This window comes from Stenotrophomonas sp. As-7 (genome assembly GCF_030291015.1).
GTDB classification, from domain to species: Bacteria; Pseudomonadota; Gammaproteobacteria; order Xanthomonadales; family Xanthomonadaceae; genus Stenotrophomonas; species Stenotrophomonas lactitubi.
The window spans coordinates 1,814,893-1,831,832 of the sequence record NZ_CP127405.1 but is presented as its reverse complement, the minus strand read 5'-3'; the positions used below and the strand labels follow the sequence as shown (position 1 = coordinate 1,831,832).

Below are 16,940 nucleotides of genomic sequence, written 5' to 3'. Positions count from 1 at the left end.
TGGGGCTGACCGCGCCCTCCTGACACTCTCCGGCGCTTCAACGCCGCGAAGTGATCATTGAAAGCACAACAAGAGCGAAAGCAAAGGCAGAAGCAGAGCTATGGGTATCGAACAACATCAGGTGCGGGCGGCGGAGTTGCTGCATGCGGCCGGCATCCTGCCGGTGGTGACGATTCATACGCTGGACCAGGCGCGTGCGGTCAGTGCGGCGTTGCTGGAAGGCGGATTGCCGGCCATCGAGCTGACCCTGCGGACGCCGGTGGCGATGAAAGCGCTGGCGATGCTCAAGCGCGAACTGCCGGATGTGGTGGTCGGCGCCGGTACGGTGCTGACGGTGGAGCAGATGCAGCAGTCCATCGATGCGGGCGCGGATTTCCTGGTGACCCCGGGTACGCCGCCGGTGCTGGCCGATGCACTGGCTGCGGCACCGCTGCCGGTAGTACCGGGTGCGGCAACGCCGACCGAACTGCTGTCGCTCTACGCGCGCGGCTTCCGTGTCTGCAAGCTGTTCCCGGCCACGGCCGTGGGTGGCCTGGCCATGATCAAGGGCGTGGCCGGCCCGATTGCCGATCTCAAGCTGTGCCCGACCGGCGGCATCACCGAGAACACGGCGGCCGAATACCTCGAGCAGAAGAACGTGGTCTGCATCGGCGGCTCGTGGATGGTGCCGGGCAACTGGATCGACGCCGGCCAGTGGGACAAGGTGCGCGAGAGCGCGGCGCAGGCCGCGAAGATCGTCAAGCGCGTACGCGGCCACTGATGCACTACGGGGTCAGAGCCCTTTCCCGCCGGGAAAGGGATCCGACCCCAGTCTACGAGCGCGCACAGCGCGCGACCCGCTCCTGCTCTTCCTTCTTCATTCCGCGGTTGCGGTGCACGGAACCTGTCCGTGGCCGGGCGGATGGGTTGCGCAGGGGCGTGAGCCGCATGGATGCGGCGACCGAGCTTACAGGGACGTACTTGCAGCGTCCCCTGCGCAGCCCATCCGCCCGGCCAACCCCAAGAAACCAACCGCACACCGCGAGGGGCTCAGCCGTTGGCCGAAACCCTTACAGCGGCCGTGCCGGATCCACCAACCCATACTGGCTGGCCATCCGCGCCAACGCGATGTTGTCGTGGATTCCCATCTTCTCGAACAACCGCGCCTTGTGCGTGTTCACCGTCTTCGCACTCAGGCTCAGGCGCCGCGCGATGTCTTCCTGGCGCAGGCCCTGGGTCAGCAGCAATGCCACTTCCAGCTCACGCGGCGACAGGTTGTCGAACGGCGAGCCGTTGCCTTCCACGGTGGACAACGCCAGGTTCTGCGCGATGCTCGTGCCCAGGTAGCGCCGTCCGGCGGCCACGTCGCGCACCGCGCGCAGCAGTTCCTGTGCATCGCAGCCCTTGCCGATGTAACCGGCAGCGCCCGCTTCGAGCAGACGCTTGGGCAGCGGACCGTCCTCCAGCACCGACACGATCACCACCCGCGTGCTGCGATGGCCACGGACGATGCGCTCGGTCACTTCCATTCCGCTCACCCCGGGCAGGTGCAGATCACACAGCACCACGTCCGGTTGCAGCTGGCGGATCGCGGGCAGCGCGTCTTCGCCCGTCTCGGCCTCGCCCACCACTTCAATGTCGGTTTCACTCGACAGTATCATCTTCATCCCGGTGCGGACCAACGCGTGGTCATCCACCAGGTAGACTCGAATCGTCATTCACGTACCTCTTCGAATGCGGCCAATACGGGTCAACCTAGGCAGGAGCACCTGACCACTGCAAGCGCGGATGTTGCGCAATTCCGGCGTTCTGCCTTGCGCATCACATTCTTCACGCACTGATCGTGCCCCTTGCCCTGCAGAACCCGTTACAACGAAACAACCCGTCCCTCAGGTAGACGCCCTTGGGAGGGCATCCACGTCACTCCCCTTGCGTGATCGCTTCGCTGGCCGTCGCTGGCGGCGAACCGTGCCGTCGCCATGGATGACGGCGGCTGAACATGACCAGATAGCACCCTACCACCCAAACCAGCGCGGCACACCATCCGGCCAGGATGTCCGAGGGGTAATGCACCCCCAGATAGACCCGGGAAACGCTTACCAGCAGGCTGAACGACGGCGCCAACAGCAGCACCGGCCAGCGCCAGCGGGTATTCCAGGCCAGCAGCACCAGAGTGACCGCCAGGGTCATCGAGCCCATCGCGTGGCCGCTGGGGAAACTGAACGTGGATTCCGGCGCGATCGATTCCCACAGGCTGGGCCGGTCGCGCTGGAAGAAGTGCTTGCTGCCCATGTTCAGCAGCGCCGACCCGACGAAGCTCACGGCCACGAAGGTCGCTTCACGCCAACGCCGGTGCCAGGCCAATGCGCCGACAATCAGCACGTCGGCCGGGATCAGGAACCACTCGTAACCCAGTTTCGACAGCAGCACGAAGATGCGGTCCAGCCACGGCGAATGCAGGCCGTGCATCTGCCACAGCAGCGGCGCATCGAAGTGGAAGGACTCGAACTCGTGCACTTCGTCGGCCAGGGCGACGAATCCGGCCAGCGGCAGCAGCACACCGGCAAACAGCAACAGCAGCCGCCAGGCATTGCGCGCCATCCAGTGGCGGAAACCGGAGGCTGGCTCCGGCGCAGCGAGGATCGTCGGCTTACCCGGCGCTTCGGACATAGGTGCGTTCAACGTAATCATCGATCAGGGCGACGAATTCCTGGGCGATGTTCTCGCCACGCAGGGTCACCTTCTTCTCGCCATCGACGAACACCGGTGCCGACGGTGCTTCGCCGGTACCCGGCAGCGAGATGCCGATGTTGGCATGCCGCGACTCACCGGGCCCGTTGACCACGCAGCCCATCACCGCCAGGGTCATGTTCTCCGCACCCGGGTGCTGGATCTTCCACAGCGGCATCTTTTCGCGCACGTGGTTCTGCACCACCTTGGCCAGTTCCTGGAAGAACTCCGAGGTGGTACGGCCGCAGCCCGGGCAGGCCGTGACCAGCGGGGTGAACGCGCGCTGGCCGGTGGTCTGCAGCAGTTCCTGGGCGACGATCACTTCCTGCGTACGCGACTGGCCCGGTTCGGGCGTCAGCGAAATGCGGATGGTGTCGCCGATGCCTTCCTGCAGCAGCACGCTCAGCGCCGCCGCCGAGGCGACGATGCCCTTGCTGCCGATACCGGCTTCGGTCAGGCCCAGGTGCAGGGCGAAGTCCGAACGCTGGGCCAGGTCGCGGTAGACCGCGATCAGCTCCTGCACGCCGCTGACCTTGGCCGAAAGGATGATGCGGTCGCGCGGCAGCCCCAGCTCGACGGCCTGCTCGGCCGAATCCAGCGCCGAACGGATCAGTGCCTCGCGCAGCACGCGGCCGGCATCCCAGGGCTGCTCGCGATGGTTGTTCTCGTCCATCAGCTTCGCTGCCAGGGCCTGGTCCAGCGATCCCCAGTTGGCGCCGATGCGCACCGGCTTGTTGTAGCGGATGGCGAACTCGATCAGCTGGGCGAACTGCAGGTCCTTCTTCTTGCCGAAGCCCACGTTGCCCGGGTTGATGCGGTACTTGGCCAGCGCTTCGGCACAGGCCGGTTCGGCCGTCAGCAGCTGATGGCCGTTGTAATGGAAGTCGCCGATCAGCGGTACATCGATGCCCATCATCGCCAGCTTGTCGACGATGCGCGGGATCGCCGCGGCCGCTTCGACCGTGTTGACGGTCAGGCGCACCATTTCCGAGCCGGCGCGCCAGAGCTCGGCGACCTGCTTCACGCTGGACGCCACATCGGAGGTGTCGGTGTTGGTCATCGACTGCACCACCACCGGCTTGCCACCGCCCACGGTGACTCCACCGATCTGGACCGATTGGGTCAGGCGACGGGGCCAGGCAGTGGCATCGGAGGGGGCTGTAGGGCGGGTGACGGCGTCATGCATGCGGGCATTCTAACGCCCGCCCCGACCTTGCGGGTGTGTCGCATTCAGGCGGCAGTGCGGCTGCGGCCGATTGTCGCAGGCAGGCTTGCCTGCGAACGCATACGATGGGCGCGAATGACCGGTCCCGACGCCCCGTTTCTCCGAACCCTGTGCAGCCTGCGCTGGCTGGCCGTGGCTGGCCAGGCGGCCACCATCCTGGTCGCCACCTGGGTGCTGGGACTGCCCTTGCCGCAACTGCCGTTGTGGTCGGGCGTGGCCGTGCTTGCCGTGTTCAACCTGTATACGCAGCTGCGGCCGGAGCCGGCCGATACCGCGCCGCTGACCGCCTTCGGCCACATCCTGGTTGACGTGATCATCCTCACCTGGATGGTCAGCTGGAGTGGCGGCATCGCCAATCCGTTCGGCTCGCTGTTCCTGATCCTGATCGCCCTGGCCGCCTTCGCCCTGCCCCTGCGCTGGGCCCTGGCCGTGGCCAGCGCCTGCCTGCTGGGCTATGCCGCCAGCGGACTGTTCGGCCAACCGCTGCCGGCCGGCTACTTCAACGCACTGGACCTCAATCGCTGGGGCGTGATCGCCACCTTCCTGCTGTCCGCTGCGGTGGTGCTGATCTTCTCCACCCGGCTGGCGATCGCCCTGCGCGCGCGCGAGCTGGAACTGTCGGCGCTGCGCGAACGCTTCGCGCGCAACGAAGGCATCGTCGCCCTGGCCACGCATGCGGCCTCGGTGGCGCACGAACTGAACACGCCGCTGGCGACGATGACCCTGCTTGCCGACGACGTGGCCGAGCGCAGCGAAGAGCCGGAAGTACGCGAGGACATGGAGACCCTGCGCGAGCTGCTGGTGCAGTGCCGCGAGCGCGTGCTGGCACTGGCCGCGCCGGCCTCCAACGACCGCCCCGGCCGCGCCCACTCCACGGCCCAGCAGGTGCTGGAGCAGTGGCGGCTGGTGCGCCCGACCATCGACCTGCATCGCAACGACGACGCACCGCTGCGCCTGCCGCTGGACCCGGGCGTCGGCCACCTGCTGATGGTGCTGCTGAACAATGCTGCCGATGCCGGCGAGCAGGCTGGACGACCGCGCGTTGACCTCAGCCTGCGCATCGAAGGCGACGACTTGATCGGCGAAGTACGCGATTACGGCCATGGCTTCGATGCCCGCGCCGCCGTCCTGCCGGGCAAGCTGTTCGGCAGCAGCAAGAGTGAAGGCATGGGCGTCGGGCTTGCCCTGTCCCATGCCACCATCGAACGCCTGGACGGCGAGATGTGGATGCGCCCGGCCCAAGGGGCCGGTAGCCGCGTCGGCTTCCGCCTGCCGTTGGCCCCCCGCGAGGAATGACCATGACTGCTTCTACCCTCGGCCTGCTGGTCGACGACGACGAACTCTACCTGCGCACGCTGCAGCGCAGCCTGGCCCGCAAAGGGCTGGAGACGCAGACCGCACAGGATGCCGCCAGCGCACTGGCATTGGCGCGCCAGCATCCGCCAGCGTTCGCACTGATCGATCTGAAGCTGGGCAGCGATTCCGGCCTGGCGCTGATCCAGCCGCTGCGCGCGCTGCGTGCGGACATGCGGATCCTGCTGGTGACCGGCTATGCCAGCATCGCCACCGCGGTGGAGGCGATCAAGCTCGGCGCCGACGACTACCTGCCCAAGCCGTCGACGGTGCCGATGATCCTGCGCGCGCTGGGCGAAGAAGACGATGGCCCGGCCGATGACGGCGAGATGGAAGTGCCCGATGCGATGACCCCGATCAGTCGCCTGCAGTGGGAGCACATCCAGCAGGCGATGCATGAAACCGGCGGCAACGTGTCGGCGGCCGCGCGCCTGCTCGGCATGCACCGGCGTTCGCTGCAGCGCAAGCTGGCCAAGCGGCCGAGCCCGGAACGCGATCCGAGCCGGTAACGCGGCGTCATATCCGCCGGGCATGGCCCGGCGCTACCGGCGTAACGAAGGGTAGCGCCGGGCCATGCCCGGCGGCATTCCCCGCCCGCGTCAGCCCTTCAGCTGGGCCAGCAGCTCACGGGTCAGCGGGTCGTTGACCTCGACATCCTCACCCTGCAGAGCGGGCAGCAGGCCGCTGGCCAGCTGCTTGCCCAGCTCGACGCCGAACTGGTCGAAGGCGTTGATGTTCCAGATCACCGACTGCACATACACCGCGTGTTCGTACATCGCGATCAAGGCGCCCAGCGCCTGCGGGGTCAGCGCGTCGAGCAGGATCATCGTGCTCGGGCGGCCACCCGGGTAATCGCGGTGCGGATCGTCGCTGCCCTGGCCGTTGGCCAGCGCTTCGGTCTGCGCCAGCAGGTTGGCCATCAACGCCTGGTGGTTGACCGTATACGGATCGTCGTTGTGCACGCAGCCGATGAAATCGGCCGGAATGATGCTGGTGCCCTGGTGCAGGGCCTGGAAGAAGCTGTGCTGCACGTCGGTGCCGGCACCGCCCCACCACACCGGCACGGTGTCGGTGGTGACCGGCTGGCCATCGCGCTGCACGCGCTTGCCCAGGCTTTCCATCACCAGCTGCTGCAGGTACGCCGGCAGCAGCGCCAGGCGCTGGTCGTAGGTCATCACCGCGTGCGTGGCATGGCCCAGCAGATTGCGGTTCCAGATGTCGGTCAGGCCGTGCAGCACCGGCAGGTTGCGCTCCAGCGGCGCGTCCAGCGCATGCGCATCCATCTGCGCGGCGCCTTCCAGCAACTGCTCGAAACGCTCGAAGCCGATGGCCAGTGCGATCGGGAAACCGACGGCCGACCACAGCGAATAGCGGCCCCCCACCCAGTCCCACATCGGCAGCACGCGCTCGGCGGCGATGGCGAAGGCCTTGGCGGCGCGTTCCGGATTGGCGCTGACCGCGTACAGGCGTTCGCTGCCCCCCAGCCAATCGTGCAGGATCTGGCCGTTGAGCAGGGTTTCCTGGGTACCGAAGGTCTTGGAAATGAGGATGCCGGCGGTCTTCGCCGGATCCAGCGTGGCCAGCGTGCGCTGCATGGCGGCGCCGTCCACGTTCGACACGAAATGCACGCGCAGGCGTGCACCCGTGACCGGACGCAGCGCGTCGGCGACCAGACGCGGACCGAGATCGGAACCGCCGATACCGACGCTGACCACATCGGTCACGCCACTGTCTTCCAGCGCGCGCACCAGCACGCCCATGCGCTGGCGGATGCCGCGCGCGGTGGCATAGGCCTCGGCCGCCACCGGCGCATCGACCACATCACCGCGCAGCGCGGTATGCAGCGCGGCGCGGCCTTCGGTCAGGTTGACCTGCTCGCCACGGAACAGGCGCGTGATGGCACCGCCGACATCACGTTCGGCAGCCAGCGCCAACAGCGCCTGCAACGCCGCGGCATCGTATTTCTGCCGGGCGAAGTTGACATACAACGGACCGACCCGCAGCGCCAGGTCCTGTACACGGCCGGGTTCGGCGGCGAGCAGGCCGGGAATGCTTGCGCCCTTCAGGCGCTGGGCGTGGGAATGCAGCGAGTCGAATCCGTTGTTCGTTGTCATGCGGCCTGGGTCGGGATCGTGTCGTTGGTGTGGGAGATCTGGTTGTTGCCATCAACGTACACCAGCTTCGGCTTGAAGCTGTCGGCTTCCTGCTCGGTCATGCTGGCGAAGGCGGCAATGATGATGATGTCACCGACCTGCACGTGGCGCGCGGCGCCACCGTTGAGCGAGACGATGCCGCTGCCGGCTTCGGCGCGGATCGCATAGGTCGAGAAGCGCGCACCGTTGGTCACGTCCCAGATGTGCACCTGCTCGAATTCACGGATGCCAGTGGCGGCCAGCAGGTTGTCATCGATGGCGATCGAGCCTTCGTAGTTCAGCTCGGAATGGGTGACGGTGGCGCGGTGGATCTTGGTCTTGAGCAGGGACAGGTGCATGGGGGCGCTGCAACGGCAAAGGAAAGAGCGGATTCTAGCACCCGCTTGGCCGTCATCAGGGGGCTGGGACGGGACGCTGAAGACCGTTCAGGCGCCCTCGACCGGTAGCGCTGACGGGGCATGCCCGCAGGCGCCCTGCAGCGACAGGCCGAACACCGTATGGAAGGCCAGCCCGGCGACCAGGCCGAAGCCGCCCGCGGCCAGCACCAACAGGCCGTAGCTGATCACGTCGAAGGTATCGACATAGCGCAGGCGCTGCAGCAGCGGACCATTGTCCGCGCCCGGCCAGGCACAGGTCGCCATGGCCAGCGCGCCCAGACCGAACCCCACGAGCAGGAAGGCGGTCCGGCGCAGACGCCGCTGGGACTGCAGGATCAGCGCCATCGGCAGCAACACCGCGATGGCGTTGCACACGCCCAGCACGAACATCAGCGCACCGCCGGTGAGTGCCGGTACGGGCGTACGCGCGAAGTCGAGCGCGAACAACAGGCCGCCCATCAGCTGGGCAGGCACCATGCCGGCGGCCAGTACCGCCAGGATCGAGGCCCGGGCAAGACAGCCGGTAGTGGTGGGGGTATTCATTTCCGGTCTCCCGTCCATGGGAAGGTGAGAGGCGCCCGCTGCGGGCGCCCCTGAGCCGCATGCGGCTCAGAACTCCAGGTTGTCGATCAACCGGGTGGTGCCCAGGCGGGCGGCGATCAGGGCCACGCGGCCACCGCCATCAAAGGTCGGTTCGGCCAGCTCCGGGGTGCGCAGCACCGCGTAATCCACCTGGAAGCCGGCCGCCTGCAGCGCCGCCGTGGCTTCGGCCTCGATCTGCGTGCGCGTCTGCCCGGCCACGTAGCCTTCGCGCATGCCCAGCAGGGTGCGATGAAGGGTGGTCGCCAACGGGCGCTGCTCGGCGCTGAGGTACTGGTTGCGCGAGCTCTTGGCCAGGCCATCCTCATCCCGCACGATCTCGGCACCGACGATCTGGATCGGGAACGACAGCTCGGCCACCATCTGCTTGATGACCGCCAGCTGCTGGTAGTCCTTGCGACCGAACACGGCCACGTCCGGCTGCACCTGCAGGAACAGCCGCGCCACTACCGTGCACACGCCATCGAAATGGCCCGGGCGGCTGGCGCCTTCCAGCACTTCACTGACGCCGGGCGCATGCATCTGCGTGGTCTTGTCCACGCCCAGCGGGTACATCGCTTCGACGCTGGGCAGCCACACCGCATCGCAGCCCACCTGCTCCAGCCCGGCCACATCGGCTTCGGGGGTGCGCGGATAGCGGCTGAAATCCTCGTTCGGCCCGAACTGCGTCGGGTTGACGAAGATGCTGGCCACGACCTTGTCGGCGTACTGCTTTGCCAGGGTGATCAGCGCATGGTGCCCGCCATGCAGGTTGCCCATGGTCGGCACCAGCGCCACGCGCAGGCCCTCGCCCTTCCATTGCGCGATCTGCGCGCGCAGTGCACCGAGTTCGTTGAAGGTCTGGATCATTGGGCGTACGCGTGCTCTTCGTCGGGGAAGCTGCCATCGCGCACGGCATCGGCGTAGGCGCGGGTGGCACCGGCCACCGAGCCACCTTCGGCCAGGAAGTCCTTGACGAACTTCGGACGACGGTGGCCACTGTCCAGGCCAAGGAAGTCGTGCAGCACCAGCACCTGGCCATCGCACTGCGGGCCAGCACCGATACCGATGGTCGGCACGGGAACGGCAGCGGTGACGGCAGCGGCAACCGGCGTCGGCACGCATTCGAGCACCATGATGCTGGCGCCCGCCTCGGCAACGGCCTTGGCGTCTTCCACCAGCTGGCGCGCGGCATCGCCACGGCCCTGGATCTTGAAGCCACCCAGGCGCAGCACCGACTGCGGGGTCAGGCCCAGGTGCGAGCAGACCGGAATCTCACGCTCGACCAGGTAACGGATGATGTCGACCTTGAAGCCTGCACCTTCGATCTTGACCATCTCCGCGCCTGCCTGCAGCAGCTGCAGCGAAGCATCCAGCGCGCGTTCCGGGGTCGCATCGGCACCGAACGGCAGGTCAGCGATCAGCAGCGCGCGCTGCAGCACGCGGGCGACCGCGCGGGTGTGGTAGACCATGTCGGCGACGGTCACCGGCAGGGTCGAATCGTGGCCCTGCACGACCATGCCCAGCGAATCGCCGATCAGGATCAGGTCGACACCATTGGCATCGAACGTGCGGGCGAAGCCTGCGTCGTAGGCGGTCAACATGACCAGCTTCTGACCATTGCGCTTGGCCTCGGCCAGGGCGGGAACGGTCCAGGGCTTGCTGTCTGCGTGGGTGCTCATGTGCTGATAACCGGGGGAGATAACCCGGGCATTATCACCCTAACGGCGCGATCCCGCAGGCATCCACCCGCATCACTGCATCCCGCACGCGGCCATGGCCGGGAATGGCCAGATCGGCGGCGATTTCGGCCAACGGCACCAACACGAACGCCCGCTCGTGCAGGTAGGGATGCGGCACTTTCAGCTCGGGCAGGTCCAGCACCTGCTCGCCGAACAGCAGCAGGTCCAGATCCAGCGCACGCGGGCCCCAGTGCACGGCAGGGTCGCGTACGCGGCCGAAGCGCTGCTCCAGCGCGAGCATGGCCTGCAGCAGTTCGACAGCGGACAGATCGGTGTCGACCGAGGCCACCGCGTTGACGAAGGGCGGCTGGTCCTCGTTTCCCCATGCCGGCGTCGCGTACAACCGCGACGCCTGCGTCAGCCGGGTTCCGGGCAGGTCGCCCAGCGCGGCGATGGCCGCGCGGACGGTGTTGGCTGCGTCGCCAAGATTGGCGCCCAGCCCGATCCAGGCACCGGTCATGGATTACTCGGCAGCACCGGCAGCTGCGCCGTCCGGACGACGACGGCGACGACGACGCTTGCGCGGCGCCCCACCCTCCTCATCGCCGGCCTCGCTGTGCAGCGAATCCAGCGACGAATCCAGCTCATGCCCGGACTGCGCCTGCGCTTCGCGCCAGAACGCGACGTCGGCTTCGTGCTCTGCCGATGCCACCTGGCGCAGGGCCAGGAAATCGAAGGCGGCACGGAAACGGGGATGGCTGAGCGTGCGCATCACGCGCTTGCGCTGGCGCGAACTGAAGCGCGCCTGCAGCAGCCAGATCTCCTGCATCGGCAGCGAGAAACGGCGCGGCAATGCAATGGTGCTCAACTGCTGCACGGTGACGCGGTCGGCGGCGCGACGCTGCGCCTCTTCCGGTGCCACGCCCTGCTTGAGCAGGGTTGCCTGCGCGCGGCAATAGGCCGGCCACAGCAACAGCGCGAACAGGAACGCCGGCGACACAGGCTCGTCGTTGGCCACGCGTGCGTCGGTGTTGGCCAGGCCTTCGATCAGCATGCGGCGCAGCGCGCCGGTGCGATTCGACTTCAGCGCCTTGGCGCTTTCCGGGAACAACACGTCGAACAGGCCATAGCGTTCCAGTCCTTCGAAGCTGGCCACGCCGTGCCCGGACAGGAACAGCTTCAGGACTTCTTCGAACAGGCGCGCCGGTGCGGCTTCATTGAGCAGGCCGGCCAGCTGCGGGATCGGTGCAGCGGTGCCCTCTTCGATCTGGAAGCCGAGCTTGGCCGCCAGGCGGACCGCACGCAGCATGCGCACCGGGTCTTCCTGGTAGCGCTGCACCGGGTCGCCGATGAGCTTCATCAGGCGTGCCTGCACGTCTTCGAAGCCGCCGGTGTAGTCACGCACCGAGAAGTCCTCGATGGCGTAGTACAGGGCATTGCAGGTGAAGTCGCGGCGGATGGCGTCGTCTTCGATGCTGCCGTACACGTTGTCGCGCACGAGCATGCCGTTTTCCATCTCGCGGTCGCCGCTGCCGTCATCGATGTTGGCACGGAAGGTGGCGACTTCGATGATCTCGCGGCCGAACACAACATGGGCCAGGCGGAAACGGCGGCCGATCAGGCGGCAGTTGCGGAACAACTGCTTGACCTGTTCGGGCGTGGCATCGGTGGCCACGTCGAAATCCTTGGGTTGGCCATTGACCAGCAGATCGCGCACCGCGCCGCCGACAAGGTAGGCGCCGAAGCCGGCATCGCGCAGTCGATAAAGCACGCGCAAAGCGTTCGGGCTGATGTCCTTGCGGGAGATCGTGTGCTGGTCGCGCGGGATGACGCGCAGGCTGAACGGTGATGTAGCAGAGGAAATGATGTTGGCGCTTCCGGTTGAAGTTTCGGGATTGCCCAATGGCATCGAGGTGCATATACTAGCGCTCCTGCACCGGCAGCGACACACTGCTCCCTTCGTCTAGTGGTTAGGACGTGGCCCTCTCAAGGCTAAAACAGGGGTTCGAGTCCCCTAGGGAGCACCAGTCGCCGCAGCAGGAACCGAAAAAGCCCGCCTTGTGCGGGCTTTTCTGTTTTCCGGATTCTCGATTCCAACGGGCGTGGTCGCTTTGGCGCCTCCCTGTTCCTGCGCGGGAGGGGGCGGGCCACCCTTTCCTGGACACGCCAAAGCCCATCCATGGTGCTCGATGGCGCCATCCTTGGCGCCAACGGTCCAGGAAAGGGTGGCCCGCCCCCTCCTGACAATTTCCCGCGACGGCGGCAAGAACAGCCTCGCTCCTCCGAAACAAATTCAACCCCGACGCGCTTGCCTGCGTCCGCTATCCGCTATCCGCGATCTGTCGAGAGGCGGCAGGCCGGCCGCTCCAGGACCGTTGGCGCCATGGATGGCGCCATCGAGCACCATGGATGGGTTTACGGCGTGTCCTGGAGCGGCCGGCCTGCCGCCTCCCCTCGGAACAGGGAGGCGCTGAAACCCAGGCCGAGCCGTCAGCCTTCCATCTGCTCCAGCTCTTTGCCCTTGGTCTCGCGCACGTAGCGGACGACGAAGATGATCGAGAGGATCGCGGCGACGGTGTAGATGCCGTACGCACCGGCCAGGCCGATGCCGGCCAGCAGCATCGGGAAGGTCACGGTGATCGCGAAATTCGACGTCCACTGCGCCGCACCGGCCACCGCCAACGCTGGGCCGCGGATCTGGTTCGGGAACATCTCGCCCAGCATCACCCACATCACCGGGCCCCAGGACATGTTGAAGAACACCACGTAGACGTTGGCCGCTACCAGCGCCAACCGGCCCATGCCGTCGGACAGCTGCAGGCGACCATCGACCAGGCTGCCACTGGCGAAGGCGACCACCATCAGCACCAGCGCCACCGACATGCCGACCGAACCGACCCACAGCAGCGGCTTGCGGCCGATGCGATCGATCAGCAGCACCGTCAGCAGGCAGGCGCCGATGCTCAGCGCACCGGACAATACGTTGATCAGCAGCGCATCGCTTTCCGAGAAACCTACCGCCTGCCACAACACGGCGCCGTAATAGAACACCACATTGATGCCGACCAGCTGCTGGAACATCGCCAGGCCGATGCCGACCCAGACGATCGGGCGCAACTTGCCGGTAGCCCTGTTGAGCAGGTCGCCGAATCGCGGTTTGTGCTGGTCCTGGGCCAGGCTCGCTTCGATCTCGGCCTGCTTGTTCACCGCGACACGCTCACCGTACAGCCGGCCAAGCACCGCCCTCGCCTGCGCCTGCCGGCCCTTCATCACCAGGAAGCGCGGGCTCTCCGGGATCACCAGCAACAGCAGCAGGAACAGCAGCGACGGCAGCGCCTGCATCCAGAACATCCAGCGCCATGCCTGCTGCCCCAGCCAGAGCGGCTCGGTCGAGGCGCCTGCGGCCCTGGCCAGCAGATAGTTGCTGAGGAACGCCGCGAACAGGCCGCAAATGATCGCCATCTGCTGCACGGTCGCCAGCCGGCCGCGATAGCGCGCCGACGCGACTTCGGCGATGTAGGCCGGCGACATCACGCTGGCCGCACCGACGGCGAATCCGCCGAGCACGCGCGCGCAGACGAACAACCAGGACGCATGTGCGGCGCCGGCACCCAGCGCCGACACCAGAAACATCACGGCCGCCCCGATCAGCACGCCGCGACGTCCCAGCCGGTCACCCAGCCAGCCGGCTGCGAACGCGCCGATCGCGCACCCCAGCAGCATCGAGGCCACCTCGAAGCCGAGCGCGGCCTCGCTGGAGTTGAAGGCCTGGCGCAGACCGTCGACGGTGCCATTGATGACGCCACTGTCGAAACCGAACAGGAAACCACCAAGAGTGGCGGCGCAACTGATCAGGACGATGAAGGCCGTGTTCTCACCGCCATTGGAGGCGGCACCGGGCTGGACTGGCGACATGAAGGATCCTGCAAGGAAGGGGGCCGACCGAAGCGGGCCGGCGGCCTTGGCAGCGTCGCACAGGGCGGGCATGCCGCCAAATGGGCATTAGGGGCGCCAATCTGCCCCACTTTCACACGGCAACCGGCAGCGGGGGCCAACCTGTTCTAGAATTGGCAGGTTCAGAAAGCGATTCGCCCCCTACCCATGCCCTTTGTCGTCACCGAAAACTGCATCAAGTGCAAACACACCGATTGCGTGGAAGTGTGCCCCGTGGATTGCTTCCACGAAGGCCCGAACTTCCTGGTGATCGACCCGGACGAGTGCATTGACTGCACCCTCTGCGAACCCGAGTGCCCGGTCAACGCGATCTTCCCGGAAGACGATGTTCCCGCTGGTCAGGAAGGTTTCGTCGCCCTCAATGCAGAACTGGCGAAGGAGTGGCCGGTACTGACCGTGCGCAAGGACCCGCCGGCCGATGCCGGTGAGTGGGACGGCAAGCCCGACAAGCTGAAGCTGCTGGAGCGCTGAGGCGCCGGCAACGCTGCTTTGGTAGCTGCCAACCTTGGTTGGCATGCAGGCGCCGACCAAGGTCGGCCTCTTCCACGACAGGCACCAACCAGCAGGCAATGAAAAGGGCGCCCAGGGCGCCCTTTTCCGTTCTTGCCTTGGTAGCTGCCAACCTCGGTTGGCACAAAGCGCCGACCAAGGTCAGCCTCTACCACGGCAGGCACGAACCCGCAGGTCCGTACCCACCGGCCCAGCCATTACGGGGCCAGCTTCGCCTTCAGTGCGGCAATCAGCTTCACCGGCGCTGCGGCGGTGGCCGGCAGGCCACGCGGGTCGACTGCGGAGATGTACGCACCGGCGTCGACGGCGACCACGCGGACCAGGAAGTTGCTGCCTTCATAGGCCACGTCGTACGAGCCCAGCAGCTGCGCGCGGGTGGCAATGGTCAGGCCTTCCACGCCTTCCAGCGCGGTACCGACCTTGGCGAAGGCGTCTTCCTTGGTGCCGGCAATGGTGAAGCCGGTGGCGCTGACCGCCGGAGCGGCGGCGGCCGGAGCGGCCGGCTTGGTCGCCGAGCTCAGGGTCGGCACCTGGTTGTTGCCGGCGCCTGCCGGCAGGTTCAGGTCCGGCGGCACTTCCAGCGGACGCACTTCCGGGGCCAGGGCGTAGTCGCCCTTGACGCCACGCTTGAAGCAACCGGTGGTGCCGGCAGCAGTGGCGACGGCAAGGAGCGCGAAGGACAGCACGCGGACGGCAGAAACGGATTGGCGCATGTGAATCTCCTGGATCAGACCAAGACGGAAGGTCAGTGGCTGGAAAGGGCTTCGAGGGCGGCGATATCGCCGGCGAGATGGTCGGCGGCAGGCGTGTGTGCTGCCGAAAGCGGCAGCAGCGGCAGGCGCAGATCGTGACCGATGCCGATCCGACGCAACAGCGCCTTGACCGGAATCGGGTTGGATTCGATACCGCAGAAGTCATGGAACGGCTGCAGGCGCGCATCCCAGGATTCGACGGCTTCATGGTCGCGGGCAGCGGCCAGGTCGCACATCCGGCGGTAGGCGCCGGGCAGCACGTTGGAGCCAACCGAGATCAGGCCGTCCATGCCGGCCTGGATCGAACGTGCGGCAGTGCCGTCATCACCGGTGAGCACGGCGAAGGTCGCGCTGCGCAGGTCCAGCAGCGCGCGCACGCGGCCGGTATCACCCACCGCTTCCTTGATGCCGACGATGTTCGGATGGCTGGCGAGCTCGGCCACGGTCTCCGGCAGCATGTCGCAGCCGGTACGGCCGGGCACGTTGTACAGCACCACCGGCAATCCCGCCTGGTCGGCGACCGCGCGGTAATGCGCGATCAAGCCGGCCTGGGTCGGCCGCACGTACGGCGGTGTGACCACGAGAGCGTGGGTGGCACCGAGCGCGGCGGCGCGGCGGGTCTGCTCGATGGTCTTGGCGGTGCCGGACAGGCCGGTGCCGGCCAGGACCGGAACGCGGCCGGCGATGCGTTCGACCGCGCTGGCCAGCAGCTGGTCATACTCCGCATCGGACAGGGTGGCTGCCTCGCCGGTGGAGCCGGCAACGACAACGCCTTGGACGCCGCCCTCCAGCTGCAGGTGCAGCAGGCGCTGCCAACCGTCGGGGTCGAGTGCGCCGTCGGCCCGGAAGGGGGTCGCCAGCGCGGTGATGAGGCCGGAAAGGGACAAGGACGTGCTGCTCTTGGCTGGGGAGGGAAAACGCCCGCCACGAAAGGCCGGGGGCGATCTGAATGTTACTTGCGGCGCGAAAGCACGGGCAAGTATGCTGGACACCGGTGGATCCCCGCCTCTGGCGGGCATTCAGACTAACGCATGCATTACCCGGAATCGCCTTGACCGACACCACCCCGCGCCCAGCGCCGAGCGAAAACCACCTCCTGATCAACGCCTATACGACGCATCCGGAGTCCCCCCTGTTGTCCGTCACCCGCCGCATCGCCGACAGCGGGTGCAATCTGGTGGATGCACGCCTGGCCACCGTGGGCCGCGATGTCTCGGTGACCGCGCTGGCCACCGGCTCCTGGGATTCGGTCGCCAAGCTGGAAGCGATGCTGACCCGGCTCGAGCGCGAGGAAGGCCTGAAGCTGGTCTGGTACCGCACCGAAGCCAAGCAGGCGCAGTCCAACCTGCTGCCGTACATCGTCGAGGTGATCGCCGCCGACAAGCCGGGCATCCTGTTCCAGCTGGCCGATTTCTTCGATCGCCAGGGCATCACCATCGAGACCCTGCAGAGCACGCGTTACCGCGCCATGCAGACCGGTGCGGAGATGTTCAGCGCACAGGTCACCATCGGCGTGCCGGCCAACATGCACATCGCTGCCCTGCGCGACGATTTCCTCGAGTTCTGCGACCACTTGAACCTGGACGCGATCATGGACCCGATGAAGTTCTGATTGAAACCCGGATTTTTCGCGCGCTCCTCACGGG

Annotated in this window: 18 protein-coding genes and 1 tRNA gene; 6 read left to right on the top strand and 13 right to left on the bottom strand. The window is 66.9% G+C overall.

Going from position 1 to position 16,940, the window contains the following annotated elements; genetic code table 11:
- The first annotated feature begins 100 nt into the window (after positions 1 to 100).
- Positions 101 to 760, top strand: coding sequence for a bifunctional 4-hydroxy-2-oxoglutarate aldolase/2-dehydro-3-deoxy-phosphogluconate aldolase (gene eda, locus QP457_RS08630; protein WP_205404695.1), 660 nt, complete (start codon positions 101 to 103; stop codon positions 758 to 760).
- A gap of 289 nt (positions 761 to 1,049) precedes the next feature.
- On the opposite strand, the gene QP457_RS08625 is transcribed toward eda, so the two are convergent.
- From QP457_RS08625 to ispG, 3 genes are all read right to left on the bottom strand, one after another.
- Entirely contained in the window at positions 1,050 to 1,697 is a 648-nt protein-coding gene (locus tag QP457_RS08625; protein ID WP_025878804.1) for a response regulator, read from the bottom strand.
- A gap of 202 nt (positions 1,698 to 1,899) precedes the next feature.
- Positions 1,900 to 2,649 carry a phosphatase PAP2 family protein gene (locus QP457_RS08620; protein ID WP_089240345.1) on the bottom strand — a complete coding sequence of 250 codons (750 nt, stop codon included), beginning with the start codon at positions 2,647 to 2,649 and terminating at the stop codon, positions 1,900 to 1,902.
- A complete protein-coding gene (ispG, locus tag QP457_RS08615) occupies positions 2,630 to 3,895 on the bottom strand; it encodes a flavodoxin-dependent (E)-4-hydroxy-3-methylbut-2-enyl-diphosphate synthase (protein ID WP_100552180.1) in 1,266 nt (421 codons plus the stop codon). Before ispG ends, QP457_RS08620 begins: the two co-directional genes overlap by 20 nt.
- 114 nt (positions 3,896 to 4,009) lie before the next feature.
- Between ispG and QP457_RS08610 the strand changes: the two genes are divergently transcribed.
- Positions 4,010 to 5,230, top strand: coding sequence for an ATP-binding protein (locus tag QP457_RS08610; RefSeq protein WP_205404696.1), 1,221 nt, complete (start codon positions 4,010 to 4,012; stop codon positions 5,228 to 5,230).
- Positions 5,227 to 5,796, top strand: a complete 570-nt coding sequence (locus QP457_RS08605) for a response regulator transcription factor (protein ID WP_032952096.1) — start codon at positions 5,227 to 5,229, stop codon at positions 5,794 to 5,796. The genes QP457_RS08610 and QP457_RS08605 overlap by 4 nt, the downstream gene beginning before the upstream one ends.
- 90 nt (positions 5,797 to 5,886) lie before the next feature.
- Here the strand turns inward: QP457_RS08605 and pgi are convergent, their stop codons facing one another.
- The 7 genes from pgi to pcnB all read right to left on the bottom strand — a co-directional run bounded on the left by pgi (position 5,887) and on the right by pcnB (position 11,981).
- Positions 5,887 to 7,401, bottom strand: coding sequence for a glucose-6-phosphate isomerase (gene pgi / locus QP457_RS08600; RefSeq protein ID WP_205404697.1), 1,515 nt, complete (start codon positions 7,399 to 7,401; stop codon positions 5,887 to 5,889).
- Positions 7,398 to 7,778, bottom strand: a complete 381-nt coding sequence (panD, locus tag QP457_RS08595) for an aspartate 1-decarboxylase (protein ID WP_100552178.1) — start codon at positions 7,776 to 7,778, stop codon at positions 7,398 to 7,400. Before panD ends, pgi begins: the two co-directional genes overlap by 4 nt.
- An 87-nt stretch (positions 7,779 to 7,865) precedes the next feature.
- Positions 7,866 to 8,360, bottom strand: coding sequence for a hypothetical protein (locus QP457_RS08590; RefSeq protein ID WP_205404698.1), 495 nt, complete (start codon positions 8,358 to 8,360; stop codon positions 7,866 to 7,868).
- A gap of 66 nt (positions 8,361 to 8,426) precedes the next feature.
- A complete protein-coding gene (panC, locus tag QP457_RS08585; RefSeq protein ID WP_205404699.1) occupies positions 8,427 to 9,266 on the bottom strand; it encodes a pantoate--beta-alanine ligase in 840 nt (279 codons plus the stop codon).
- Complete coding sequence (panB, locus tag QP457_RS08580; protein ID WP_089240331.1) at positions 9,263 to 10,078, bottom strand: 3-methyl-2-oxobutanoate hydroxymethyltransferase; 816 nt, start codon at positions 10,076 to 10,078, stop codon at positions 9,263 to 9,265. Before panB ends, panC begins: the two co-directional genes overlap by 4 nt.
- Positions 10,079 to 10,112: 34 nt before the next feature.
- Positions 10,113 to 10,598 carry a 2-amino-4-hydroxy-6-hydroxymethyldihydropteridine diphosphokinase gene (gene folK / locus QP457_RS08575; RefSeq protein ID WP_205404700.1) on the bottom strand — a complete coding sequence of 162 codons (486 nt, stop codon included), beginning with the start codon at positions 10,596 to 10,598 and terminating at the stop codon, positions 10,113 to 10,115.
- A 3-nt stretch (positions 10,599 to 10,601) separates the two neighbouring features.
- Complete coding sequence (pcnB, locus tag QP457_RS08570; protein WP_100552174.1) at positions 10,602 to 11,981, bottom strand: polynucleotide adenylyltransferase PcnB; 1,380 nt, start codon at positions 11,979 to 11,981, stop codon at positions 10,602 to 10,604.
- Positions 11,982 to 12,030: 49 nt separating this feature from the next.
- Between pcnB and QP457_RS08565 the strand changes: the two genes are divergently transcribed.
- Positions 12,031 to 12,105: transfer RNA gene (locus tag QP457_RS08565), tRNA-Glu, on the top strand.
- Positions 12,106 to 12,568: 463 nt separating this feature from the next.
- Here the strand turns inward: QP457_RS08565 and QP457_RS08560 are convergent.
- On the bottom strand, positions 12,569 to 13,993 hold the full coding sequence (locus QP457_RS08560) for a sugar porter family MFS transporter (protein WP_205404701.1): 1,425 nt from the start codon (positions 13,991 to 13,993) through the stop codon (positions 12,569 to 12,571).
- Positions 13,994 to 14,179: 186 nt separating this feature from the next.
- Between QP457_RS08560 and fdxA the strand changes: the two genes are divergently transcribed.
- On the top strand, positions 14,180 to 14,503 hold the full coding sequence (gene fdxA, locus QP457_RS08555; RefSeq protein ID WP_005409054.1) for a ferredoxin FdxA: 324 nt from the start codon (positions 14,180 to 14,182) through the stop codon (positions 14,501 to 14,503).
- 236 nt (positions 14,504 to 14,739) lie between these two features.
- Here fdxA and QP457_RS08550 read toward each other — a convergent pair whose 3' ends face one another.
- Together QP457_RS08550 and dapA are read right to left on the bottom strand one after the other, a co-directional pair.
- Positions 14,740 to 15,255, bottom strand: coding sequence for a hypothetical protein (locus QP457_RS08550; RefSeq protein ID WP_100552172.1), 516 nt, complete (start codon positions 15,253 to 15,255; stop codon positions 14,740 to 14,742).
- A gap of 32 nt (positions 15,256 to 15,287) precedes the next feature.
- Positions 15,288 to 16,181, bottom strand: a complete 894-nt coding sequence (dapA, locus tag QP457_RS08545; protein WP_089240321.1) for a 4-hydroxy-tetrahydrodipicolinate synthase — start codon at positions 16,179 to 16,181, stop codon at positions 15,288 to 15,290.
- A 164-nt stretch (positions 16,182 to 16,345) separates the two neighbouring features.
- Here dapA and QP457_RS08540 point away from each other — a divergent pair, with 164 nt between their 5' ends.
- Positions 16,346 to 16,906 carry a glycine cleavage system protein R gene (locus QP457_RS08540; protein WP_025879444.1) on the top strand — a complete coding sequence of 187 codons (561 nt, stop codon included), beginning with the start codon at positions 16,346 to 16,348 and terminating at the stop codon, positions 16,904 to 16,906.
- The last annotated feature ends 34 nt before the right edge of the window (positions 16,907 to 16,940 follow it).